Here is an 18,650-nt window from a genome sequence, read left to right on the forward strand (position 1 = left end):
ATGCGTTGGCTGTAGCGTTGTATCCATGACTGAATGGCATAAGGGCCTGGCGATTGGCTTTGATCTGGAAACTACTGGCGTTGATACCGATACGGCTCGCATCGTGACCGCTTCGGTGGTGCTGCTCGACGCTGAGGGCAAGGTGGTGAACAACCGCGAGTGGCTGGTGAACCCCGGGGTCGAGATCCCGGAGGCTGCAGCCGCAGTTCACGGAATCTCTACCGAGAAGGCTCGTGCCGAAGGCGCCCCGGCGAAACAGTCGGTGCAGGAGATCTTGAATTTGCTGAAGTTCGCCTCTGAGCAAGCGCCGATTGTTGCATTCAACGCTTCTTATGATTTTTCGGTGCTCTATAGCGAAGCCGTTCGCTACGACCTTGAACCGTTCTTCCCGGGCAATGTGATCGATCCGTTCATCATTGACAAGCAGGTCGACAAATTCCGCAAGGGCAAGCGCACCCTGGCTGCGGCATGCGAGTTCTACGGTGTAGTCCTTGAAAACGCGCACACGTCTCTGGCTGATGCCATCGCCTGCGTCGAGGTCGCCCGCCAGCTGGGAGAACGCTACCCGCAGTTGCAAGTGGATCCGATGGTCCTGCACGGCTGGCAGATTGGCTGGGCGAAAGAGCAGGCCGAAAGTTTCCAGGAGTACCTGCGCAAGACGAAGCCCGAAGCGGTTGTCGATGGTGCGTGGCCCATCACGGAATCGTAACCTCGAGAGATTCTGCTTACTGTGTGCCACTTCACGTAGGTCTCGCTGGGTGCGGTGACCACTATGTGGAAGTCAATCGTTCATTTTCTGTCACAATTCAGCAAATTATATTCGAAGGCTTGCCTACTAAGTCCTCATACTAAGAATCTTGACCGAGGTTTTCCCTTGATTCGGGCGATTTTGTTCGATAGTGGTTCAATAGAGGGTACTCTCTACACCCTATGAGAATCTGAAGGAACACGCCTAGTGATCACAGTTAGTGACCTACGCAAGGTCTACCAGCAAGACGGCAAAGATGTTGTTGCCCTTGATGGTGTCAGCCTTGAAGTCCCTACCGGGAAAATTCATGGCATTGTCGGACACTCCGGAGCGGGTAAATCCACTCTCGTCCGCTGCTTGACCTTGCTCGACAAGCCCACCTCCGGCACCGTCGCCGTTAACGGCAAGGAGCTGACCAACGTCAGCCCCGACGAGTTGCGGAACGCGCGGCGTCGAATTGGCATGGTGTTCCAGCACGCGAACCTCTTCGATTCGCGCACCACCGAGCAGAACGTGGCCTACCCGCTGGAGCTTGTCGGCACGGCCAAGGCGGAAATCGACGCCAAGGTCGCCGAACTACTGGAGCTCGTGGGGCTGTCCAAGTTCGCCAAGGGCTACCCATCCCAGCTATCCGGTGGCCAGCGCCAGCGCGTGGGCATCGCCCGGGCGTTGGCAACTGATCCGGATGTCCTGCTCTGCGATGAGCCAACCAGTGCCTTGGATCCGAAGACCACCGACGAAATTCTCGATTTGGTCAAGAAGCTGCGCGATCGATTGAATATCACCGTGCTGATCATTACCCACGAAATGCATGTCGTGAAGCAGGCCTGCGATTCCGTCTCGCTGCTTGAAGCCGGCAAGATCGTGGAGCACGGCAACATCGAGCAGGTCATTACCAACGCCGCAGGAAGCCTGGCTTCCACTTTGCTCCCGCTTCCGGGCGATGCACCGCGTGTGGAAGGCGAGGGCCCGATCCTCGACCTGCTCTACACCGGCGACCAGGCGACCCAGCCGGTCATCTCTTCCATTTCGCGCATGTTCAACACCGATGTCAATGTCTTGGCTGGATCCGTTGAGCAGCTCGGCCAGCAGCAGTACGCGCACCTTCGCCTGCAACTGGCTCCCGACGCGGACCTGGAGGCAATCGTGAACCACCTGAAGTCCGGCGGCATCGCCGTCACCGTGAAGGGAGCCAAGTAAGCAATGGATTTCTTCACCCCCACCGTGCTCAAGGCCGTTGGCCAAGCGACCGTCGAAACCCTGCAGATGGTAGTGATTTCTGGTGTGATCACCGTCGTCATCGGCCTTCTGCTGGGCATTTTGCTGCATGTGACCGGCAAGGGCGGACTGGCGCCCGTGCGCTGGCTGAACGCGATTCTCTCCACGGTGATCGTGAACATCACCCGTTCCATCCCATTCGCCATCCTGATGGTTGCCCTGATCCCATTCGCCGCGATGCTCATCGGCACCGCGCTGGGCCCGATCGCCGCCTCCGTGTCATTGACTATCGGCACCATCCCGTTCTTTGCCCGCCTGGTGGAAACCGCCCTGCGCGATGTCAATAGCGGCAAGGTTGATGCCGCACTGGTCATGGGCTCGACGAAGCTGCAAACCATTCGCAAGGTCCTGGTTCCAGAGGCCATGCCCGGCATCATCTCGGCGGTCACCACCACCATGGTGACCCTGATCGGGTACTCCGCCATGGCCGGCCTGGTAGGGGGCGGCGGCTTGGGCCGTCTGGCCTACAACTACGGCTACGTCCGCTACAACATGCCCATCATGCTCGCGACCATCGTGATTATCGTGATCATGGTCCAGCTGGTGCAAGTAATCGGCGATGCCATTGCCCGCAAGGTTGATCACCGCTAATTAGAACTTCCGCCGGTTGATCCGGCGGAGCCGTCGAATCGCTGAGGACACGGCAAACCACTCGCCTTGTGCCTCACGGCTCTACCTAAGGAAAGACAAGTTATGCGCAAGAAACTCGCACTCGCCATCACCGGTGTCGCCACCGCATTCGCCCTGGCCGCTTGCGGCAGCAGCGAACCAACTGCAGACACCGCAGCTACCTTGGATCCAGCAAACCCTACGGTGATCAAGGTGGGCGCCAGCCCGGTCCCGCAGGCAGACATCCTGAACTTCATCGATGAGAATCTGGCCAAGGATGCCGGCATCGACCTGGACGTCATGGAAATCGACGACTACGTCACCCCGAACACCGGACTTGCCGACGGCTCGCTGGATGCCAACTACTTCCAGACCGAGGCCTACCTGGCTACCGAAATGAAGGAAAAGGGCTACGAGTTCGCGCACGGCGCGGGCGTGCACGTGGAACCGATGACCGTCTTCTCGAAGAAGTTCCAGGACCCGAAGGATGTCGCCGAGGGCACCAAGGTGCTGCTGAACAACGACCCGGTGAACCAGATCCGCGGCATGCGTGTACTGGAAGAAGCTGGCCTGCTGCAGAACCTCAGCGATGACGACTCCCTGCTGACGGTGAATGGCAACAAGGACAAGAACCCGCTGAACTTGGAAATCACTGACGCCAACGCAGAGCAGGTCGTCCAGTACTACAAGTCCGATGACTCCATCGGCCTGGCTGTCATCAACGGCAACTTCATCGTCCAGGCGAAGCTGAACAAGGACGAAATTCTTGCCCAGGAATCCGGTGAGAACAACCCGAACGCCAACTTCCTGACCTGGCGCGACGGTGAAGAAACTCCTGCAATTGCGAAGCTCGAAGAGCTGCTGCACTCCGATGAGGTCCGCGACTACATCGAGAAGACCTGGACCGACGGCAGCGTTATCGCCGCTTTCTAATCCGGTTTTCCAGCCACGGGGCGTAGTCCCTGCGTGATCCGCGACTGCCCGAGTTCCTTGCAAGGAGCTCGGGCAGTCGCGTTTCCCGCCGTTGTCCGGGATGGAACAGCGATAATTAAAAGGCTAGGCCTGGCAGGCACCGTGCGGTGCCTGCCAGGCCTAGCCTTTTGTTCCGGTGACTGCGATCAAGCCGTAGCGGCCGCAGCAGCTTGGGCCGCTGCTGGAAGGGCAGCGAAGATCTTCTCCATCGCCGCATCATCATGGGCTGCCGAGACGAACCATGCCTCGAAGACGCTAGGCGGCAGGTAAATACCGGAGTCCAGCATCGAGTGGAAGAACGGTGCGTAGCGGAACACTTCCTGTCCCTGCGCATCGGCGTAGTTATGCACGCCCTTCTCGGAGGTGCCGAAGGCTACCGAGAACAAGGTGCCTGCGCGCTGGATCGAGTGATCCAGGCCTGCGGCGTTGAAGGACTCGGTGATCGCGGTCTGCAGCGCCTCGGACTGCTTGGTCAGGTGCGCGTAGACGTCCTCGGTGGCGTGGGTCAGCTGGGCGATGCCGGCGGCCATGGCCACCGGGTTGCCCGACAGGGTGCCGGCCTGGTAGACCGGGCCCAGCGGAGCGAGGTAGTCCATGACCTCGGCACGTCCGCCTAAGGCAGCGGTAGGCAGGCCGCCTCCGATGACCTTGCCGAAGGTGTAGAGGTCCGCGTTCCAGCCCTCTTCCTTTCCGGTCAAACCCCAGTAGCCCGAGGAAGATGCGCGGAAGCCGGTGAGCACCTCGTCGAGGATCAGCAGTGCGCCGTGCTTGGCGGTGGTCTCCTTCAGGAACTTGTTGAAGCCGTCTTCTGGAACGACAACACCCATGTTGCACGGAGCCGATTCGGTGATCACCGCGGCGATGTTCGCACCGTGCTCAGCGAAGGCTGCCTCGATGGCCGAGCGGTCGTTGTAGGGCAGTACCAGGGTCTCTGCTGCCGTGGCTGCGGTGACCCCGGCGGAACCCGGCAGGGCCAGGGTGGCAACACCTGAGCCCGCGTCGGCCAGCAGGCCGTCGAGGTGGCCGTGGTAGCAGCCGGAGAACTTGATGACCAGGTCGCGGCCGGTGTAGCCACGAGCCAGGCGCACCGCGGTCATGGTGGCTTCGGTGCCGGTGGAGACCATACGCACGCGGTCCACCCCGCCCATGCGGGACTTGATCAGCGCGCCGAGCTTGGCCTCATCCGGGGTGGATGCGCCGAAGGACAGGCCGCGGTCCACGGCCGCGTGCACGGCTGCCTGGATTTCCGGGTGGGCGTGGCCCAGCAGTGCCGGACCCCACGAGCAGACCAGGTCGACATATTCCTTGCCGTCGGCATCGGTCAGGTACGCGCCCTTGGCGCCGACCATGAATGGAGGGACGCCGCCGACCGAGCCGAAGGCACGCACCGGGGAATTCACGCCGCCGGGCATGACCTCGCGGGCCTCGGCGAAGAGCTTTTCAGAGTTCGACATACTATTACTTGCCTTCCTTGAGCCAGCCGGCAACTTCGGCTGCATAGTAGGTGAGGATCTGCTGGGCACCGGCGCGCCTGATCGACAGCAGCGATTCGAGCACGGAGGCCTTGCGGTCGATCCAGCCGTTGGCCGCGGCGGCCTCGATCATCGAGTACTCACCGGAAATCTGGTAGGCGGAGACGGGAACCGGGGAGATGTCGGCAATGTCGCGCACGATGTCCAGGTAGCTCATGGCCGGCTTGACCATGATCATGTCGGCTCCCTCGGCAATATCGAGCTCTGCTTCCAGCACTGCTTCGCTCCGGTTGGCCGAATCCATCTGGTAGGTCCGGCGGTCCCCCACCAGCTGGGAGTCCACGGCTTCGCGGAAGGGGCCGTAGAAGGCGCTGGCGTACTTGGCGCTGTAGGCGAGAATCGAGACGTCCTGGCGTCCGGCAGTGTCCAGGGCCTGGCGGATGACGCCGATCTGGCCGTCCATCATGCCGGAGGGACCCAGCACGTGGGCGCCAGCCTCGGCCTGCGCCACGGCCATCTGGCCATAGATTTCAAGGGTGGCGTCATTGGCCACGATGCCGTGCTCGTCGAGCACGCCGCAGTGGCCGTGCGAGGTGAATTCATCCAGGCACACGTCGGACATGACCACCAGTTCGTCCCCCACTTCGGCGCGCACCGCGGCGATGCCCTGGTTCAGGATGCCCTGCGGGTCGATTCCGGCCGAGCCGTTCTCATCGCGTTCCTCGGGGATGCCGAAGAGCATGATGCCGCCCAGCCCGAGTTCGGCCGCGTTGCTAGCGGCCGCCTTCAGCGAATCCATGGTGTGCTGGTAGACCCCGGGCATGGAGGTGATCTCGTTGGGCTGGCTCAGCCCTTCGCGCACGAAGGCGGGCAGGATCAGCTGCCGGCCCGAAAGCTCGTTTTCGGCCACCAGACGGCGGATCGCAGGATTCTGCCGCAACCGGCGCGGGCGATGCTGAGGGAAACCCATGGCTCCTCTTTCTCCAGTTCTCAATATCTTCTTATTCTGCGGTACGCTCCGCGGCACCGGAAGGACCGGTGCGCCGGAGCAAATCTTGGGCCGCACGGGCCAGGCCCTGCGGCGTGGGCTGCGCGGAAATCGCATGCACGGGCAGCCCGGCGCGTTCCATGGCCGCGGCCGTCGGCTTGCCGATGGCGATGGCCTGCGTCCGGGACGGCAAGCGGCTGCCTGCCAGCTGGATGAAGCGGCGAACCACGCTCGGGGCCGAGAAGACCACCAGGTCCAGCTCTTCCAGTGTGGCACCGATCTGCTCCGCCGGCAGGATCTTGATCCCCGGGACGGCTACGGCTTCGGTGACCGGCTGGCCGCCACGGCCGGCATCAACGGTTTCATAGGCGATGCATTCGCTGACCTCGACCGGATGCTCGGCCAGCCCGTCAGCCAGCGTGGAACTGGCCAGATCCCCATGCGGATAGCAGATCCGCTCCCCTGCTTCCAGGCGCCATTCGGCCACCATCCCGGCCGCAGACTGCTCGGCCGGCTGGAAGTGCACCGACCGGCCCAGCAGCCGGGAAATTGCGCCGGTGGTCTTCTGGCCTACCGAAGCAATCCGCAGATCTGCGGGAAGCTGCCGGCCATCCAGCACCTGTGCAACAACATGGACCGTATTCACCGAGGTGAGCACCAGCCAGCTGAAGCGGCCGGCCACCAGTTCTTCGCCCATGCGGTGCAGCTGGCTGCGGTTCTCGGGCCAGACGGTATCGATCAGCTGGGCACACCATGAGGTGATGCCCAGCTGCTCGAATTCCTGCACGGTGGCCGCGGCGCGTTCCGGGTTGCGCAGGATCAGTGCTTGGTAGGCCATCTGCCGGGACTAGGCCAGTCCGGCGACGACGGCCGCGCCGTCAGCGATCATCGACTGCGCCAGCGAACGGCCCAGCTGCTGCGCCGATTGAACAGAGCTGGCCGCGGTGCGGGCGCTGCGGCGCATGGTCTGCGAGCCATCGGGGTTGCAGGCCACGGCTTCGAGGACCAGCTCATCGCCCTCGATATGCGCCAAGGCGCCAATCGGGGCGGCACACCCGGCTTCCAGTTCAGCCAGCAGCGCGCGTTCGGCCTCGACCTGCATGCGGGTGGCGGCATCGTCGAACTGCGCCAACGCCGCATCCAGTGCCTTGTGGCCGGAACCGGCGGTACGGGTTTCCAGCGCCAACGCGCCTTGGCCCGGAGCTGGCAGCATGATGGCAGGATCCAGGTACTCGGTGATGTGCTTCTCCAAGCCCAACCGGCGCATGCCGGCTGCCGCCAGGATCACCGCGTCCAGGTCGCCCTGGGTGCCGCGTCCCACGCTGCCGTCATCCAAGGTCTCCCCGACACCCTTGACTCGTCCCAAGCGGGTGGGGACATTGCCGCGGATATCGACGATCTGCAAATCGCTGCGGTAGGCCAGCAGCTGGGCGGCGCGGCGCGGCGAACCCGTACCGATCTTCGCGCCCTGCGGCAGCTGGTCCAAGCCCAGCGAGTCGCGCGAGCACAACGCATCGCGCACGTCCTCCCGCGGCGGGATGGCGGCCAGCACCAGGCCCTCGGGCTGCGCGGTGGGCAGGTCCTTGAGCGAATGCACTGCCAGGTCGCACCCGGAATCCAGGAGGTGCTGGCGCAACGCGGCGGCGAAGACCCCGGTGCCGCCGAGGGTGGCCAGCGAACCGGTCACCACATCGCCTTCGGTCTTGACCAGCACGGTCTGCACCTCCAGGCCCGAGATCTCGGCCAGCTGCTGGGCAGCCCAACCGGTCTGGGTGGTTGCCAGCGCGCTGCCGCGGGTTCCTACGCGGAAATCTTCGCTCATGGTGCCGGCACACCTACTTCCGAGTCGACGGCTCCGATGGTCGGGCGCAGGGTTCCATCCAGCGCGCGCTTCTCGCAGCAGCCCGGCCGGCAGACGTCGAACCATGGGCCGCCCTTGACCACCGAGGAGCGTCCGTCGCGCAGGGCCTTGCCATCGGGACCGGCGAGGCGTTCTTCGACCAGATCGACCAGGCCGGAGATGAACGCAGGATGGGTGCCAGGGGTGGCGACACGGTCAAAGGCCAGGCCCAGTTCCGCGCAGGTGTCCTTGGCTTCGGTATCCAGATCCCATATGACTTCCATGTGATCGGAGATGAAGCCGATGGGCACCACCACGACACCGGCGATGCCGGCTGCGGCATCTTCTTCCAGCGCGTCGTTGATATCCGGTTCCAGCCATGGCACATGCGGTGCCCCGGAGCGGGACTGGTAGACCAGGCTGTGCTCCAGTCCCTGGGCTTCTTCCACCTGGGACAGGATGCCGTTGGCTACCGCCTGGTGCTGGCGGGTGTAGAGATTCTCGTATCCCTCGCCCCGGATGCCTTCGGGCCCAGCGGCCTCGGCATCGGACATCGGAATGGAGTGGGTGACGAAGACGATCTTGATCGCCCCGTCTTCCTTGCCTGCTTCGGCCAGCTGGGCGCGCACGTTGGCCAGCGAGGTGCGCAAGGAATCGACGAAAGGAGCAATGAAGGCAGGGGTGTCGAAGAACTGGCGTAGCTTGTCCACTTCCACCACGCCGTCCAGGCCGGTGTTGACCAGGCCCATGCCGGCATCCTCGCGGTACTGGCGGCAGGCCGAATAGCCGGAGTATGCGCCGGTGCCCATGAGCAGCACCTTGCGGTGGCCGTCGGCTGCCAGCGCCTTGAGTGTGTCGTCGATGAACGGATGCCAGTTGCGGTTGCCCCAGTAGATCGGCAGGTCGATGCCGCGGGCTTCAAGTTCGGCTTCCAGCGCTGCCTTCAGCGCGCGGTTCTGCGCGTTGATGGGCGAGACGCCGCCATTCTTGCGGTAGTGCACCGCCACTTCTTCCAGCCGCTCATCCGGGATGCCGCGGCCCGCGGTGACCTTGCGCAGGAACGGGATGACATCATCCTGCCCCTCCGGGCCGCCGAAGGATGCCAGCAGGATGGCCTCGTAGGCCTTGGGAATCATCTGGCCGTTGCTGTCATATCCCTCGCGGGGATCGAAGGCCTGGCTCACTTCAGCACCTCGAGCGCTTCGGCTGCCGAAATGCGGCGGCCGGTGTAGAACGGAGTCTCCTCACGCACGTGGTGGCGGGCCTCGGTGTAGCGCAGGTGGCGCATCATGTCGACCAGGTCGATCATGTCATCGGCTTCCAGGCAGATCTGCCATTCGTAGTCGCCGAAGGAGAACGCGGCGACGGTGTTGGCCAGCACGTTGGGGAATTCGCGGCCCAGGATGCCGTGGTCGCGCAGCATCTTGCCGCGGGCCGCCGGGTCCAGGGTGTACCACTCGGTGGAGCGCACGAACGGATAGACGGTCATCCATTCCTTGGCTGCCACCCCGCGGGCGAACGCCGGCGAGTGGTCCTTGGCGAATTCTGCTTCGCGGTGCACTGCCATGGTGGAGTACACGATCTCGGTGCCTGCCAGCAGAGCCGAACGGCGGATCTTGCGCATCGAAGCCTGGAGCAGCTGGGCCGATGGCCCGTGCACCCAGAACATCAGGTCAGCGTCTTCGCGCATGGCCGATACGTCGTAGATGCCGCGTACGGTGGCGCCTTCGGCGGCCAGCTCGGAGACCAGTGCATCGAATTCAGCGGCAGCCGCCTCGGAACGCTCCACGATGTCGGAACGCTTGAAAATGGTCCAGAGAGTGTAGAAGAACGTCGGGTTTTCTCCTGCGTTTTCGCGTTCGCGAATAACTGGGGAATTATGCTCCGGTGCGTTGCTCACTTGATATTCTCCTTGATCTGGTTTCGGACAAAAGTCCAGGTTGGTTGTCCCGGGCGCGGTTAGCGGGCGCTGATCGCGACGGCACTGCGGGCTTGGCTGATCACTCGTGCCAATCCGGTGCCGGCGATCCATGCGCCAACCACATCGAGCCCTTCGAAGTCCGACAGGCTTCGCTGCAGCTGGCCGCGGCGCGCGGCAGCAGCCTGGCCCTGCAGCGGAACCATGTCACTGAAGCGTGAAACGGTGCTTCCCAAGACATCATCTAGGTGCAATTGAACACCGAGAATCTTTGAAGCGTCTTTGATTGCCTGTTCGACGAGAGCCGAGTCATTCCCGGATTCGACAAGTTCCTCATGTTCGCCGATGCGCCCGAAGGACAGGCGCAGCACGTGGGTGCCGGGCCCTGCCTCCTCCGCGAGCCATGGCCACTTGCCCGTTGAGTGCGTCAGCGCCTTGGCGGTCAGCGGGGCGTCCTTGGCGACCAGCACGCCAGACCCGCGCGGGGCGTCGTCGAGCTCAGGCTTGTCGACCACCAGGATCGCCAACGCGATGGCATTGTCGCCGCCTTCGCTGGCCAGCTGGTCTTCGGGTGCCAGCAGCGGGTTCAGCAGCGCAAGTGCCTGTTCCGCGGGCGTTGCCAGGACCACCCGGTCCGCGTGCAGTTCCTGGCCCAGGGTGCTGACCGTGTACGGGCTTGGCGACTGCGCGTCGTGGCACACCGCGGTGACCGGTGAATTGCGCACCAGCGCCACGCCTGCCTCCCCCAGCTGGGAAACCAGGGCTTCGACCATGGTGTACATGCCGCCGTTCAGGCCGGCGACTCGGGAGCCTGCCGGCGCCGATTCCTGCAGCTTGGTGACGGCGCGCGCCAGCGAACCGGTCTCCAGCATGGCTTGGCGCAGGCCTGGGGCAGCGGCGTCAATGGAAATGTTGGCGGGGTCGGTGGAATAGACCCCGTTGATGACCGGGGCCACCAGCTGGTCCAGCACCGCTTGGCCCATGCGGGAACGGACTACTTCGGCAATGGACAGCGGCTCGTTGGCCCACTTCTTGTTCATTGGAGTGATCAGGTCCGCAGCGGCGCGCACGGTGGCGGGCCGGCCGATGATCGAGCGCACCTCGTCGGTGCGCACATTGCCCGGGATGCCCAGCAAGGCGGTTTCAGGCATCGGGTGGGCCAGGATGTCCTGGTCCTCGCCCTGGACGAGCCAGGCCCGCGCTCCTGAGGTCTTGGCGATCTGACCGCCCAACTCCAGCTCGTCGAGGTACGAGGCAACAATGCCTCCGCGCAGCGCGAAGGATTCCGCGCCGGCATCGATGGCCAGCCCGGCGACTTCGGCGGTGCGCACGCAGCCGCCGAAGCTCCCGGTTGCTTCCAGCACGGTTACTTCGTGTCCGGTCTGGCGAAGTTCACGGGCGGCGACCAGCCCGGCAATGCCGCCGCCGACCACTACTGCATGCGGGGCCCATGGCTTTTCCGCCTGGTGGGCCGATCCGGTTTTCGCTAGGCGTGCTTCGCTGGCGTTGCGCACCTTTTCCAGCAGGCGCAAGGCGTGCGCCGCGGCATCGTTGGCTATGTCCCGTCGCGGCTTGGATGCACCGGTGGCTTTTGCTGATTCCCCTGCGCGCGCATTGCGTTGTTCCTTGCTCACGTGCCTTGCACCTTCCACCTTCACGATATGCCGAGGCCCTGCCCCTCCGGCCGTGGCGTCGAGAGCCAGTGGGACACGGCGTTAAACCTAGCTTAGACCTGTTGAATTACAGCGAGTGAATGAGCTCGACCACACGGGTCAGCACGGTTGGGTCGGTGGTCGGGGGAACACCGTGGCCCAGGTTCACCACGTGGCCGCGGGCCTTCTTGCCGGCCGCAACCACCTCGCGCACGTGCGCTTCGAGGACTTCCCACGGGGCTGCCAGCAGGGCCGGGTCGATATTGCCCTGCACCGAAACGCCTTGGCCCAAACGCTCGATCGCCGTTTCAAGCGGGATGCGGTAATCCACGCCGACTGTATCCACGCCCGCATCGCGCATCGCGGTCAGCAGCTCGCCGGTTCCGGTGCCGAAGTGGATCAGCGGCACGCCCAGATCGCGGACGTAGTCCAGGGACTTCACCGAGTACGGGGCGACATGCTTCTGGTAGTCCGGCAGCGACAGCGACCCGGCCCACGAGTCGAAGAGCTGGGCGGCCGAGGCGCCGGCCTCGACCTGTGCGCGCAGGAACTTGCCTGAGGCGTTGGCGGCCCAGGTCATCAGACCGTCCCAGACCTCCGCGTCGGTGTGCATCATGGTGCGCGGGCCCAGGTGGTCTCGGCTCGGCTTGCCCTCGACCATGTAGGCGGCCACGGTGAACGGGGCGCCGGCGAAGCCGATCAGCGGGGTCTTGCCCAGCTCTGCCACGGTCAGGCGCACCGCTTCGCGGATCGGTTCCAGCGACTCGTCGGTCAGCTCCGGAAGCGCGGCGACCTGTTCCATGGTGCGGATCGGGGTGTCCAGTACCGGGCCGACTCCTGGCACGATGTCCACGCCGATGCCTGCCAGGCGCAGCGGGATGACGATGTCCGAGAAGAAGATGCCAGCGTCCACCTTGTGGCGACGCACCGGCTGCAGGGTGATCTCGCTGGCCATGGCTGGATCCAGGCAGGAGTCGAGCATGCTCACCCCTTCGCGCAGCTTCAGGTACTCAGGCAGCGAGCGGCCAGCCTGGCGCATGAACCACACCGGGTGATGCGACGGCTTCTTGCCGGTCAAGGCTTGGATCAAAGCGGAATCTCGGGTACGTCCATCAATCAGCGGATGGTTCTGCGACAGGGTCATGCCCCAATTCTGCCAAGTCTTGGGATTAAAAGCCCATTTACGGCGTTCGCCCGCAGGTGAAGGTGAGCAAACTAACCCAGCGGAAGCATGCCATATTAGGCACACCTGCGTTGTCTACCGGTATTTTCCGGCCTATTCTGGGGTCACTGTGGTTTTCTTATCTCTCGTCGCATCGCATTCGCAGCTCGATCTGGAGACCGTGGCACAAATCAGTGCTTCGGCCGATGGGCTGGCAGCTGCCTCCGTTAACGGTTCGGCAGCTATCAATGGTGCCGTCGTGCTTGCTACGTGCAACCGCTTCGAAGTCTACGCGGACGTGGACCATGTGGAGGACGCTGCGGATCATCTGGTCAGCGAGCTGGCCGCCAGCGCAGGCCTCTCCCCCGAATTCCTGTCCCGCCGCCTGACCACGCTGGAAGGCGACCCGGTCATCGAGCACCTCTTCTCCGTCGGCGCCGGCCTGGACTCTGCCGTGGTCGGCGAACGCGAAATCGCCGGGCAGGTGCGCCGCGCGCTGACCCAGGCGCAGCAGGAAAAGACCACGACCAGCAACCTCACCCGGCTGTTCCAGAACGCCACCCGCGCGGCCAAGGATGTCGGTTCGACTACCGATCTCGGCACCCAGGGCAAGTCCGTGGTTTCGGTAGCCCTCGATCTGGCCGAAGAGCTGCGCGATGAAGCCAGCGACTGGTCCGAACAAGACGTCGTGCTCTTCGGCACCGGTTCCTACGCTGGCGCCACGATGGCGCTGCTCAAGGAACGCGGCGTCCAGCGCATCTCGGTCTACTCGCATTCCGGACGCGCCGCAGATTTCACCGCCAAGCGCGGCGGTTTCCCGCTGAACGACGAATTGCTGCCGCAGGCGCTGCGCGAAGCAGACATCATCGTTGGCTGCTCCGGAGGCGGACACCAGCTGGCCCGCGAAGAACTCGAAGCCCTGCGCGTTGAGAAGCACCCGCTGATAGCCATCGACATGGCGCTCACCCACGACTTCGACCCGACCCTGGCGGAACTGCCGGATGTCGAGCTGATCACCTTGGAATCGGTGCGCATGGCGGCCCCGACCGAACAGGTGATGGCCGTCCACGCTGCGAGCCGGATCGTCAAGAAAGCCACCGCTGAGTTCGCCGCAGCCCAGCGGGAACGCGAAGCGGACTTTGCGATTGTCGCCCTGCGCCAGCACACCAAGAGCGTATTGGATGCGGAAATCGCCAAAGTCCGCGCACAGCACGGCTGCAGCGCCGCCGCCGAGGAAGTGGAACTGGCCATGCGCCGCATGGTGCGCCAGCTGCTGCACGTGCCTACCATGCGCGCCCGCGAGCTGGCAGGCGAAGGCCGCACCAGCGAGTATGTTGCGGCCTTGGAAACGCTCTACGGCTTGGAACTTGACCAGCCCGTTGCCGAAAAATCGGATCCAATGCAGGCTCAGGGCAACTGCCCTGCCGCGCCTGAAGTCAAATCAGCGTAGAAAATCTGATTTCCCGCTGGATTTTTCCACTTTCCGCACAGAAGCATGGAATACTACTTCCAAGTAGATTAGTCTCCCGACAATTCCTTCGATGACTTGGGAGCTGATCACTCTGCAGCTGGAAAGGCCCCATTCGACATGACGGAACTCGAAAATATCAAAGGCACCCGCCCGCAACGGATGCCACGTGAAGCGCGTCGGCGCCAGCTGCTGCAGGCAGCGCACCAGGTTTTCGTGGCCCATGGCTATCATGGCGCGTCGATGGACGAAATTGCTGAAGTCGCTTTGGTCTCCAAGCCGGTCCTCTACCAGCACTTCCCCGGCAAGCGCGAGCTGTATCTCGCCTTGCTCGATTCCCACCTGGCCGACTTCAGCCGGCAGCTCGATGAAGCGATCCGCTCCACGAATGACAACCGCGAGCGTGTCTTCGCCACCATCAACACGTACTACAGCTACATCAAGGGCGAATCCCAGGCCTACCGCCTGATCTTCGAATCCGATGTCCTCTCCGATCCGCTGATCGCCCATCGCATCGAGCAGTTCAACAGCTCGTTGGCTTCCTCTATCGCCCGCGTAGTGGTCGAGGATACCGATATGAGCGAGGACGAGGGCCTGCTGGCAGGCCGGGCACTGGCCGGGCTCTCCCAGGTTTCGGCTCGCTACTGGGCCACCAGCGAGTCCTCGGTGGACCAGGAGGCGGCTGTCGAGCTGATCTCCCTTTTAGCTTGGCGCGGAATTTCGCAGTTCCCGAAGGAAAACTAGCTAGATTAGTGACTAGAGGCCCCACACGGGACACCTATTTCGTTCGAGAGGATCTGCGACAAACATGGAAATCCGCATTGGCATTCAGAATGTAGCCCGCGAAGTAGTGCTTGACTCCGAGCTGAGCAACGCCGAAGTCAACGAGCTGGTAGCGAAGGCTATCGCCGACGGAACCGTTCTGGCACTGAAGGATCCAAAGGGCCGCGAGGTCTTGGTGCCTTCCGCTGGCATCGCCTACGTTGAGGTTGGCCCGGAAGAAGTCCGCCGCGTCGGCTTCGCACAGTAGCGCTTGCGGCTCGCCAAGGCCCTGCCTTGGCAGCTGGTTGCCGGTTTCGCCCGAATGCGAAACCGGCTATTTCTTTGCCCAAATAGTGATTCGAGTCACCGAGTCGTGATATTCCTAGGGTGTGACTGAACGAAGAATCCGCAGCCCCCGCCCGGTTCCCGCCAACTCGTTAGCCCAGCTACTGCTCGGCCTGGAAGCGGAGTTCGAGGTGCCGGCGCCTTTCGACGAGCAGACTTTGGAAGCCGCGGAGCAGGCGGTAGCCCAAATGCAGCTCCCCGACCAGGACGCGACCAGCCTCCCCTTCTTCACCATTGATCCGCCCGGCGCTACCGATCTCGACCAGGCGATGTTCCTTGAACGGCACAGCGACGGCTACACAGTGCACTACGCCATCGCCGACGTGCCAGCCTTCGTTGCCCTGGGCAGCCAGCTTGATGCGGTGGCCCGCCAACGCGGCCAGACCTACTATCTGCCGCACCGCAAGATCACCTTGCACCCGCCGCTGATTTCCGAGGACCAGGGCTCGCTGCTGCCGGGCAAGGAACGTCCGGCCTTCCACTGGAAAATCTACCTGGACGCTGATGGTGCCCTCGGCGACGTTGAACTGCGCCGCGCGCGCATCCGTTCCAGGGCGCAGCTGGACTACGCCTCGGCCCAGGCACGACTGGATTCGGGAGAACCCGATGAGCAGCTCGAGCTGCTCGCCGAAATCGGCGCGGCCCGCCTGCGCCAGGAGCAACTGCGCGGTGGCGCCTCGCTGAACCTGCCGGATCAGGAAATCGAGGAAGCCGGCGAGGGCTACAAGCTGGTCAGCCGCACTCCCCTGCCACTGGAAGGCCACAACGCGCAGATTTCTCTGCTCACCGGCATCGCCGCGGCCCGCATCATGCTCAAAGCCGGCGTGGGCATCTTGCGCACCATGCCTGCCCCGGATGAGGCAGACCAGCGCGAATTCCGCACCCAAACCCAGTTGCTCGGCACCCCGTGGGATGAATCGCTCAGCTATGGGCAGTACCTGCATGCATTGGATGTCAGCGACCCGAAGCAGCTGGTCATCATGCATCGCGCCGCTGCCCTGTTCCGCGGCGCGGACTACCAGGTCATCAATGGGCAGCCCGAGGAAGAACTCATCCAGGCGGCACTGGCAGCACCCTACGCGCACACCACCGCTCCGCTACGCCGCCTGGTGGACCGCTTCGTGCTGCTCACCTGCCATCTCCTGTCCACCGGCCAGCCGCTCCCGGCAAAGCTCACTTCGGCATTGGAGGAACTGCCCGGGCTGATGCGCAGCAGCAGCATTGCCGCCAACCGGGTGAACAATGCGGCCGTTGACCTGCTCGAAGCCTATGTGCTCAAGACACGGGTCGGGGAAGAATTCCAGGCCATCGTGCTGAAGTCCGCTGAGCAGAAAGAGGACGGCAAGATTCGTCCCGGAGTCCTCCAGCTGGCAGATGAACCGATTACCGGATCCTTCACCGGATCCGCCCAGCCAGGCACCTTGGTGCGCGTGAAGCTGGTGCAGGCCGATCCAGAAGTACGCAAGATCAGCTTCGAAATCGTGGCTTCGGACTCCTAAGCCCGGGTTTCAGGGCAAAACCGGTTATGCTTGGCCTATTAGCAATTAGGATGCCCGATCGCAATGGGCTGATAGATGAAACAGTTTTATGGCGACTTCCCAGCGGTCGCCATCCCGCAGGTGCCTGGCCAAGGCGCCTGACGTGAAAGCAGCGATCGGCTCCGCTGGATTCGCGCGGTACCCTGCATGCTCATGGCTTTTTGAAAGCCGGAATGGAGCAGGTGCCGTGCCCGCAAGAAATGAGAACACGGACATCGTGACTGACACGACGCTTTCGGCAGCAGCTGCCGAACCACAAGACAACGAACCAACCGCCGCAGAGCCAGCCAAGCAGAGCTTTGCCGATCTGAACGTTCGCGAAGACATTGTTGCTTCGCTCTCGGAAGCCGGGATCGAGTACCCCTTCCCCATCCAGTCCTTGACCCTGCCAGTTGCCCTGGGCGGAAACGACATCATCGGCCAGGCCAAGACCGGTACCGGCAAGACCCTGGGCTTCGGCATTCCTGCCTTGCAGCGCGTGATCCGCGAGGGCGACAAGGGCTACGCGGATCTTGAATTCCCCGGTGCCCCACAGGCCTTGATCGTCGCCCCGACCCGCGAGCTGGCCATCCAGGTCGGCGCCGATTTGGCCCAGGCCTCGAAGCACTCGAACATCTCGATCACCACCATCTACGGCGGGCGCCCCTACGAAGAGCAGATTGCCGCGCTGAAGGCCGGCACCGACGTAGTGGTCGGCACCCCGGGCCGCCTGATCGACCTGAACCGCCAGCGCGTGCTGAACCTCAAGCAGGTGCGCACCGTGGTGCTGGACGAGGCCGACGAGATGCTGGACCTCGGCTTCCTGCCGGATGTCGAGCGCATCCTGGCCGCACTGCCGCCGGTACGCCAGGCGATGCTGTTCTCGGCCACCATGCCCGGCGCCGTGATCACCATGGCCCGCCGCTACATGACCCGCCCTACGCACATCCGCGCCCAGGATCCGGGCGATGACGATTCTCTGACCAAGCGCAATATCCGCCAGCTGGTCTACCGTGCGCACAACATGGACAAGGACGAGATGGTAGCACGCCTGCTGCAGGCCGAGGGCCGCGGCAAGACCATCATCTTCACCCAGACCAAGCGCTCGGCTGCCAAGCTGTCCGATGAGCTGGTGGACCGCGGCTTCAACGCCGGTTCGCTGCATGGCGATCTGGGCCAGGGCGCCCGCGAGCAGGCGTTGAAGGCCTTCCGCTCGGGCAAGGTCGACATCCTGGTCGCCACCGACGTCGCAGCCCGCGGCATCGACGTGGATGACGTCACCCACGTGGTCAACCTGCAGTGCCCTGATGACGAGAACACCTACCTGCACCGCGTGGGCCGCACCGGCCGTGCCGGCAACACCGGCACCGCGGTGACCTTCGTGGACTGGGACTCGGTGCCGCGCTGGTCGCTGATCAACAAGGCGCTTGGCCTGAACGTTCCCGAGCCGGTGGAAACCTACTCCTCGTCGCCGCACTTCTTCACCGACCTGGATATCCCCAAGGGCACCAAGGGCCGGCTGCAGCGTGCCAAGAAGACCGCCGCCGCCGAGGGCGACGGTTCCCCGCGCCGCGAGGAATCAGCGCGTACCCCGCGCCGCCGCAGCAATTCCCGCACCCGTACCCGCACCGTGAACGGCGTGCAGACGCGCCAGCGCGGCGGGCAGGGCTCCGGTGCCGAGCAGGACGGCGCACGCCACGGCCACTCCAAGGGCAAGCAGGATCGTCCGGCACGCGAAAACGAGCGCCACCGCGAAACGCATGTGGCCGGCGAGGAGCAGGCAGCGGCCGAGGGCTCAGCACCGGCACGCCGCCGCCGTCCGCGCCGCCGCACCCGCAGCACCGAAGCAGGCGGCCAGGACTGATTCCAGTCCAACCGGCCAGTCAACTTTTCCGAAAGGAACTTACACCAGCGGTGCT

17 protein-coding genes are annotated in these 18,650 nt (G+C 63.8%); 9 read left to right on the forward strand and 8 right to left on the reverse strand.

The annotated features are described in order from the left end of the window. Positions 1–25 precede the first annotated feature (25 nt). From ACLQ8T_RS10895 to ACLQ8T_RS10910, 4 genes are all read left to right on the forward strand, one after another. The gene (locus ACLQ8T_RS10895) at positions 26–709 is read left to right on the forward strand and encodes a 3'-5' exonuclease (RefSeq protein WP_204722508.1); all 684 of its coding nucleotides are present in this window, start codon (positions 26–28) and stop codon (positions 707–709) included. A 246-nt stretch (positions 710–955) separates the two neighbouring features. Beyond that, complete coding sequence (locus ACLQ8T_RS10900; protein WP_204722509.1) at positions 956–1,948, forward strand: ATP-binding cassette domain-containing protein; 993 nt, start codon at positions 956–958, stop codon at positions 1,946–1,948. 3 nt (positions 1,949–1,951) lie between these two features. Beyond that, positions 1,952–2,617: a methionine ABC transporter permease gene (locus tag ACLQ8T_RS10905; protein WP_073705979.1), complete on the forward strand. Its 666-nt coding sequence runs from the start codon at positions 1,952–1,954 to the stop codon at positions 2,615–2,617. Positions 2,618–2,719: 102 nt separating this feature from the next. Continuing rightward, positions 2,720–3,568, forward strand: a complete 849-nt coding sequence (locus tag ACLQ8T_RS10910) for a MetQ/NlpA family ABC transporter substrate-binding protein (RefSeq protein WP_141356723.1) — start codon at positions 2,720–2,722, stop codon at positions 3,566–3,568. Positions 3,569–3,753: 185 nt separating this feature from the next. Here the strand turns inward: ACLQ8T_RS10910 and hemL are convergent, their stop codons facing one another. From hemL to hemE, 8 genes are all read right to left on the reverse strand, one after another. After that, a complete protein-coding gene (gene hemL / locus ACLQ8T_RS10915; protein ID WP_413454639.1) occupies positions 3,754–5,061 on the reverse strand; it encodes a glutamate-1-semialdehyde 2,1-aminomutase in 1,308 nt (435 codons plus the stop codon). Positions 5,062–5,065: 4 nt separating this feature from the next. Then, the gene (hemB, locus tag ACLQ8T_RS10920) at positions 5,066–6,049 is read right to left on the reverse strand and encodes a porphobilinogen synthase (RefSeq protein WP_413454640.1); all 984 of its coding nucleotides are present in this window, start codon (positions 6,047–6,049) and stop codon (positions 5,066–5,068) included. Positions 6,050–6,080: 31 nt separating this feature from the next. Beyond that, a complete protein-coding gene (locus ACLQ8T_RS10925; protein ID WP_413454641.1) occupies positions 6,081–6,905 on the reverse strand; it encodes a uroporphyrinogen-III synthase in 825 nt (274 codons plus the stop codon). Positions 6,906–6,914: 9 nt separating this feature from the next. Continuing rightward, positions 6,915–7,889 carry a hydroxymethylbilane synthase gene (hemC, locus tag ACLQ8T_RS10930; RefSeq protein WP_413454642.1) on the reverse strand — a complete coding sequence of 325 codons (975 nt, stop codon included), beginning with the start codon at positions 7,887–7,889 and terminating at the stop codon, positions 6,915–6,917. Further along, complete coding sequence (locus ACLQ8T_RS10935; RefSeq protein WP_413454643.1) at positions 7,886–9,091, reverse strand: ferrochelatase; 1,206 nt, start codon at positions 9,089–9,091, stop codon at positions 7,886–7,888. Before ACLQ8T_RS10935 ends, hemC begins: the two co-directional genes overlap by 4 nt. Further along, on the reverse strand, positions 9,088–9,774 hold the full coding sequence (hemQ, locus tag ACLQ8T_RS10940; protein WP_204723288.1) for a hydrogen peroxide-dependent heme synthase: 687 nt from the start codon (positions 9,772–9,774) through the stop codon (positions 9,088–9,090). Before hemQ ends, ACLQ8T_RS10935 begins: the two co-directional genes overlap by 4 nt. A 92-nt stretch (positions 9,775–9,866) precedes the next feature. Then, complete coding sequence (gene hemG, locus ACLQ8T_RS10945; RefSeq protein ID WP_413454644.1) at positions 9,867–11,459, reverse strand: protoporphyrinogen oxidase; 1,593 nt, start codon at positions 11,457–11,459, stop codon at positions 9,867–9,869. Between the two features lie 106 nt (positions 11,460–11,565). Beyond that, entirely contained in the window at positions 11,566–12,621 is a 1,056-nt protein-coding gene (hemE, locus tag ACLQ8T_RS10950; RefSeq protein WP_413454645.1) for a uroporphyrinogen decarboxylase, read from the reverse strand. A gap of 148 nt (positions 12,622–12,769) precedes the next feature. Here hemE and ACLQ8T_RS10955 point away from each other — a divergent pair, with 148 nt between their 5' ends. The 5 genes from ACLQ8T_RS10955 (at position 12,770) to ACLQ8T_RS10975 (ending at position 18,595) form a co-directional block, all read left to right on the forward strand. Continuing rightward, positions 12,770–14,089, forward strand: coding sequence for a glutamyl-tRNA reductase (locus ACLQ8T_RS10955; protein ID WP_413454646.1), 1,320 nt, complete (start codon positions 12,770–12,772; stop codon positions 14,087–14,089). Between the two features lie 138 nt (positions 14,090–14,227). Further along, complete coding sequence (locus tag ACLQ8T_RS10960; RefSeq protein WP_413454647.1) at positions 14,228–14,851, forward strand: TetR/AcrR family transcriptional regulator; 624 nt, start codon at positions 14,228–14,230, stop codon at positions 14,849–14,851. A gap of 64 nt (positions 14,852–14,915) precedes the next feature. Then, complete coding sequence (locus ACLQ8T_RS10965; protein WP_038990596.1) at positions 14,916–15,137, forward strand: DUF3107 domain-containing protein; 222 nt, start codon at positions 14,916–14,918, stop codon at positions 15,135–15,137. A gap of 121 nt (positions 15,138–15,258) precedes the next feature. Continuing rightward, a complete protein-coding gene (locus ACLQ8T_RS10970) occupies positions 15,259–16,713 on the forward strand; it encodes an RNB domain-containing ribonuclease (protein ID WP_413454648.1) in 1,455 nt (484 codons plus the stop codon). A 226-nt stretch (positions 16,714–16,939) separates the two neighbouring features. Next, the gene (locus ACLQ8T_RS10975; RefSeq protein ID WP_413454649.1) at positions 16,940–18,595 is read left to right on the forward strand and encodes a DEAD/DEAH box helicase; all 1,656 of its coding nucleotides are present in this window, start codon (positions 16,940–16,942) and stop codon (positions 18,593–18,595) included. The last annotated feature ends 55 nt before the right edge of the window (positions 18,596–18,650 follow it).

Source organism: Glutamicibacter sp. FR1 (assembly GCF_047300825.1).
Lineage (GTDB): Bacteria > Actinomycetota > Actinomycetes > Actinomycetales > Micrococcaceae > Glutamicibacter > Glutamicibacter nicotianae.

What these genes read in the sequence shown, in the direction of transcription:
- ACLQ8T_RS10895 (WP_204722508.1), top strand. Translation starts at nt 26, where the DNA reads ATGACTGAATGGCATAAGGGCCTGGCGATTGGCTTTGATCTGGAAACT.
- ACLQ8T_RS10905 (WP_073705979.1), top strand. Translation starts at nt 1,952, where the DNA reads ATGGATTTCTTCACCCCCACCGTGCTCAAGGCCGTTGGCCAAGCGACC.
- ACLQ8T_RS10910 (WP_141356723.1), top strand. Translation starts at nt 2,720, where the DNA reads ATGCGCAAGAAACTCGCACTCGCCATCACCGGTGTCGCCACCGCATTC.
- hemL (WP_413454639.1), bottom strand. Translation starts at nt 5,061, where the DNA reads ATGTCGAACTCTGAAAAGCTCTTCGCCGAGGCCCGCGAGGTCATGCCC.
- hemB (WP_413454640.1), bottom strand. Translation starts at nt 6,049, where the DNA reads ATGGGTTTCCCTCAGCATCGCCCGCGCCGGTTGCGGCAGAATCCTGCG.
- ACLQ8T_RS10925 (WP_413454641.1), bottom strand. Translation starts at nt 6,905, where the DNA reads ATGGCCTACCAAGCACTGATCCTGCGCAACCCGGAACGCGCCGCGGCC.
- hemC (WP_413454642.1), bottom strand. Translation starts at nt 7,889, where the DNA reads ATGAGCGAAGATTTCCGCGTAGGAACCCGCGGCAGCGCGCTGGCAACC.
- hemE (WP_413454645.1), bottom strand. Translation starts at nt 12,621, where the DNA reads ATGACCCTGTCGCAGAACCATCCGCTGATTGATGGACGTACCCGAGAT.
- ACLQ8T_RS10960 (WP_413454647.1), top strand. Translation starts at nt 14,228, where the DNA reads ATGACGGAACTCGAAAATATCAAAGGCACCCGCCCGCAACGGATGCCA.
- ACLQ8T_RS10965 (WP_038990596.1), top strand. Translation starts at nt 14,916, where the DNA reads ATGGAAATCCGCATTGGCATTCAGAATGTAGCCCGCGAAGTAGTGCTT.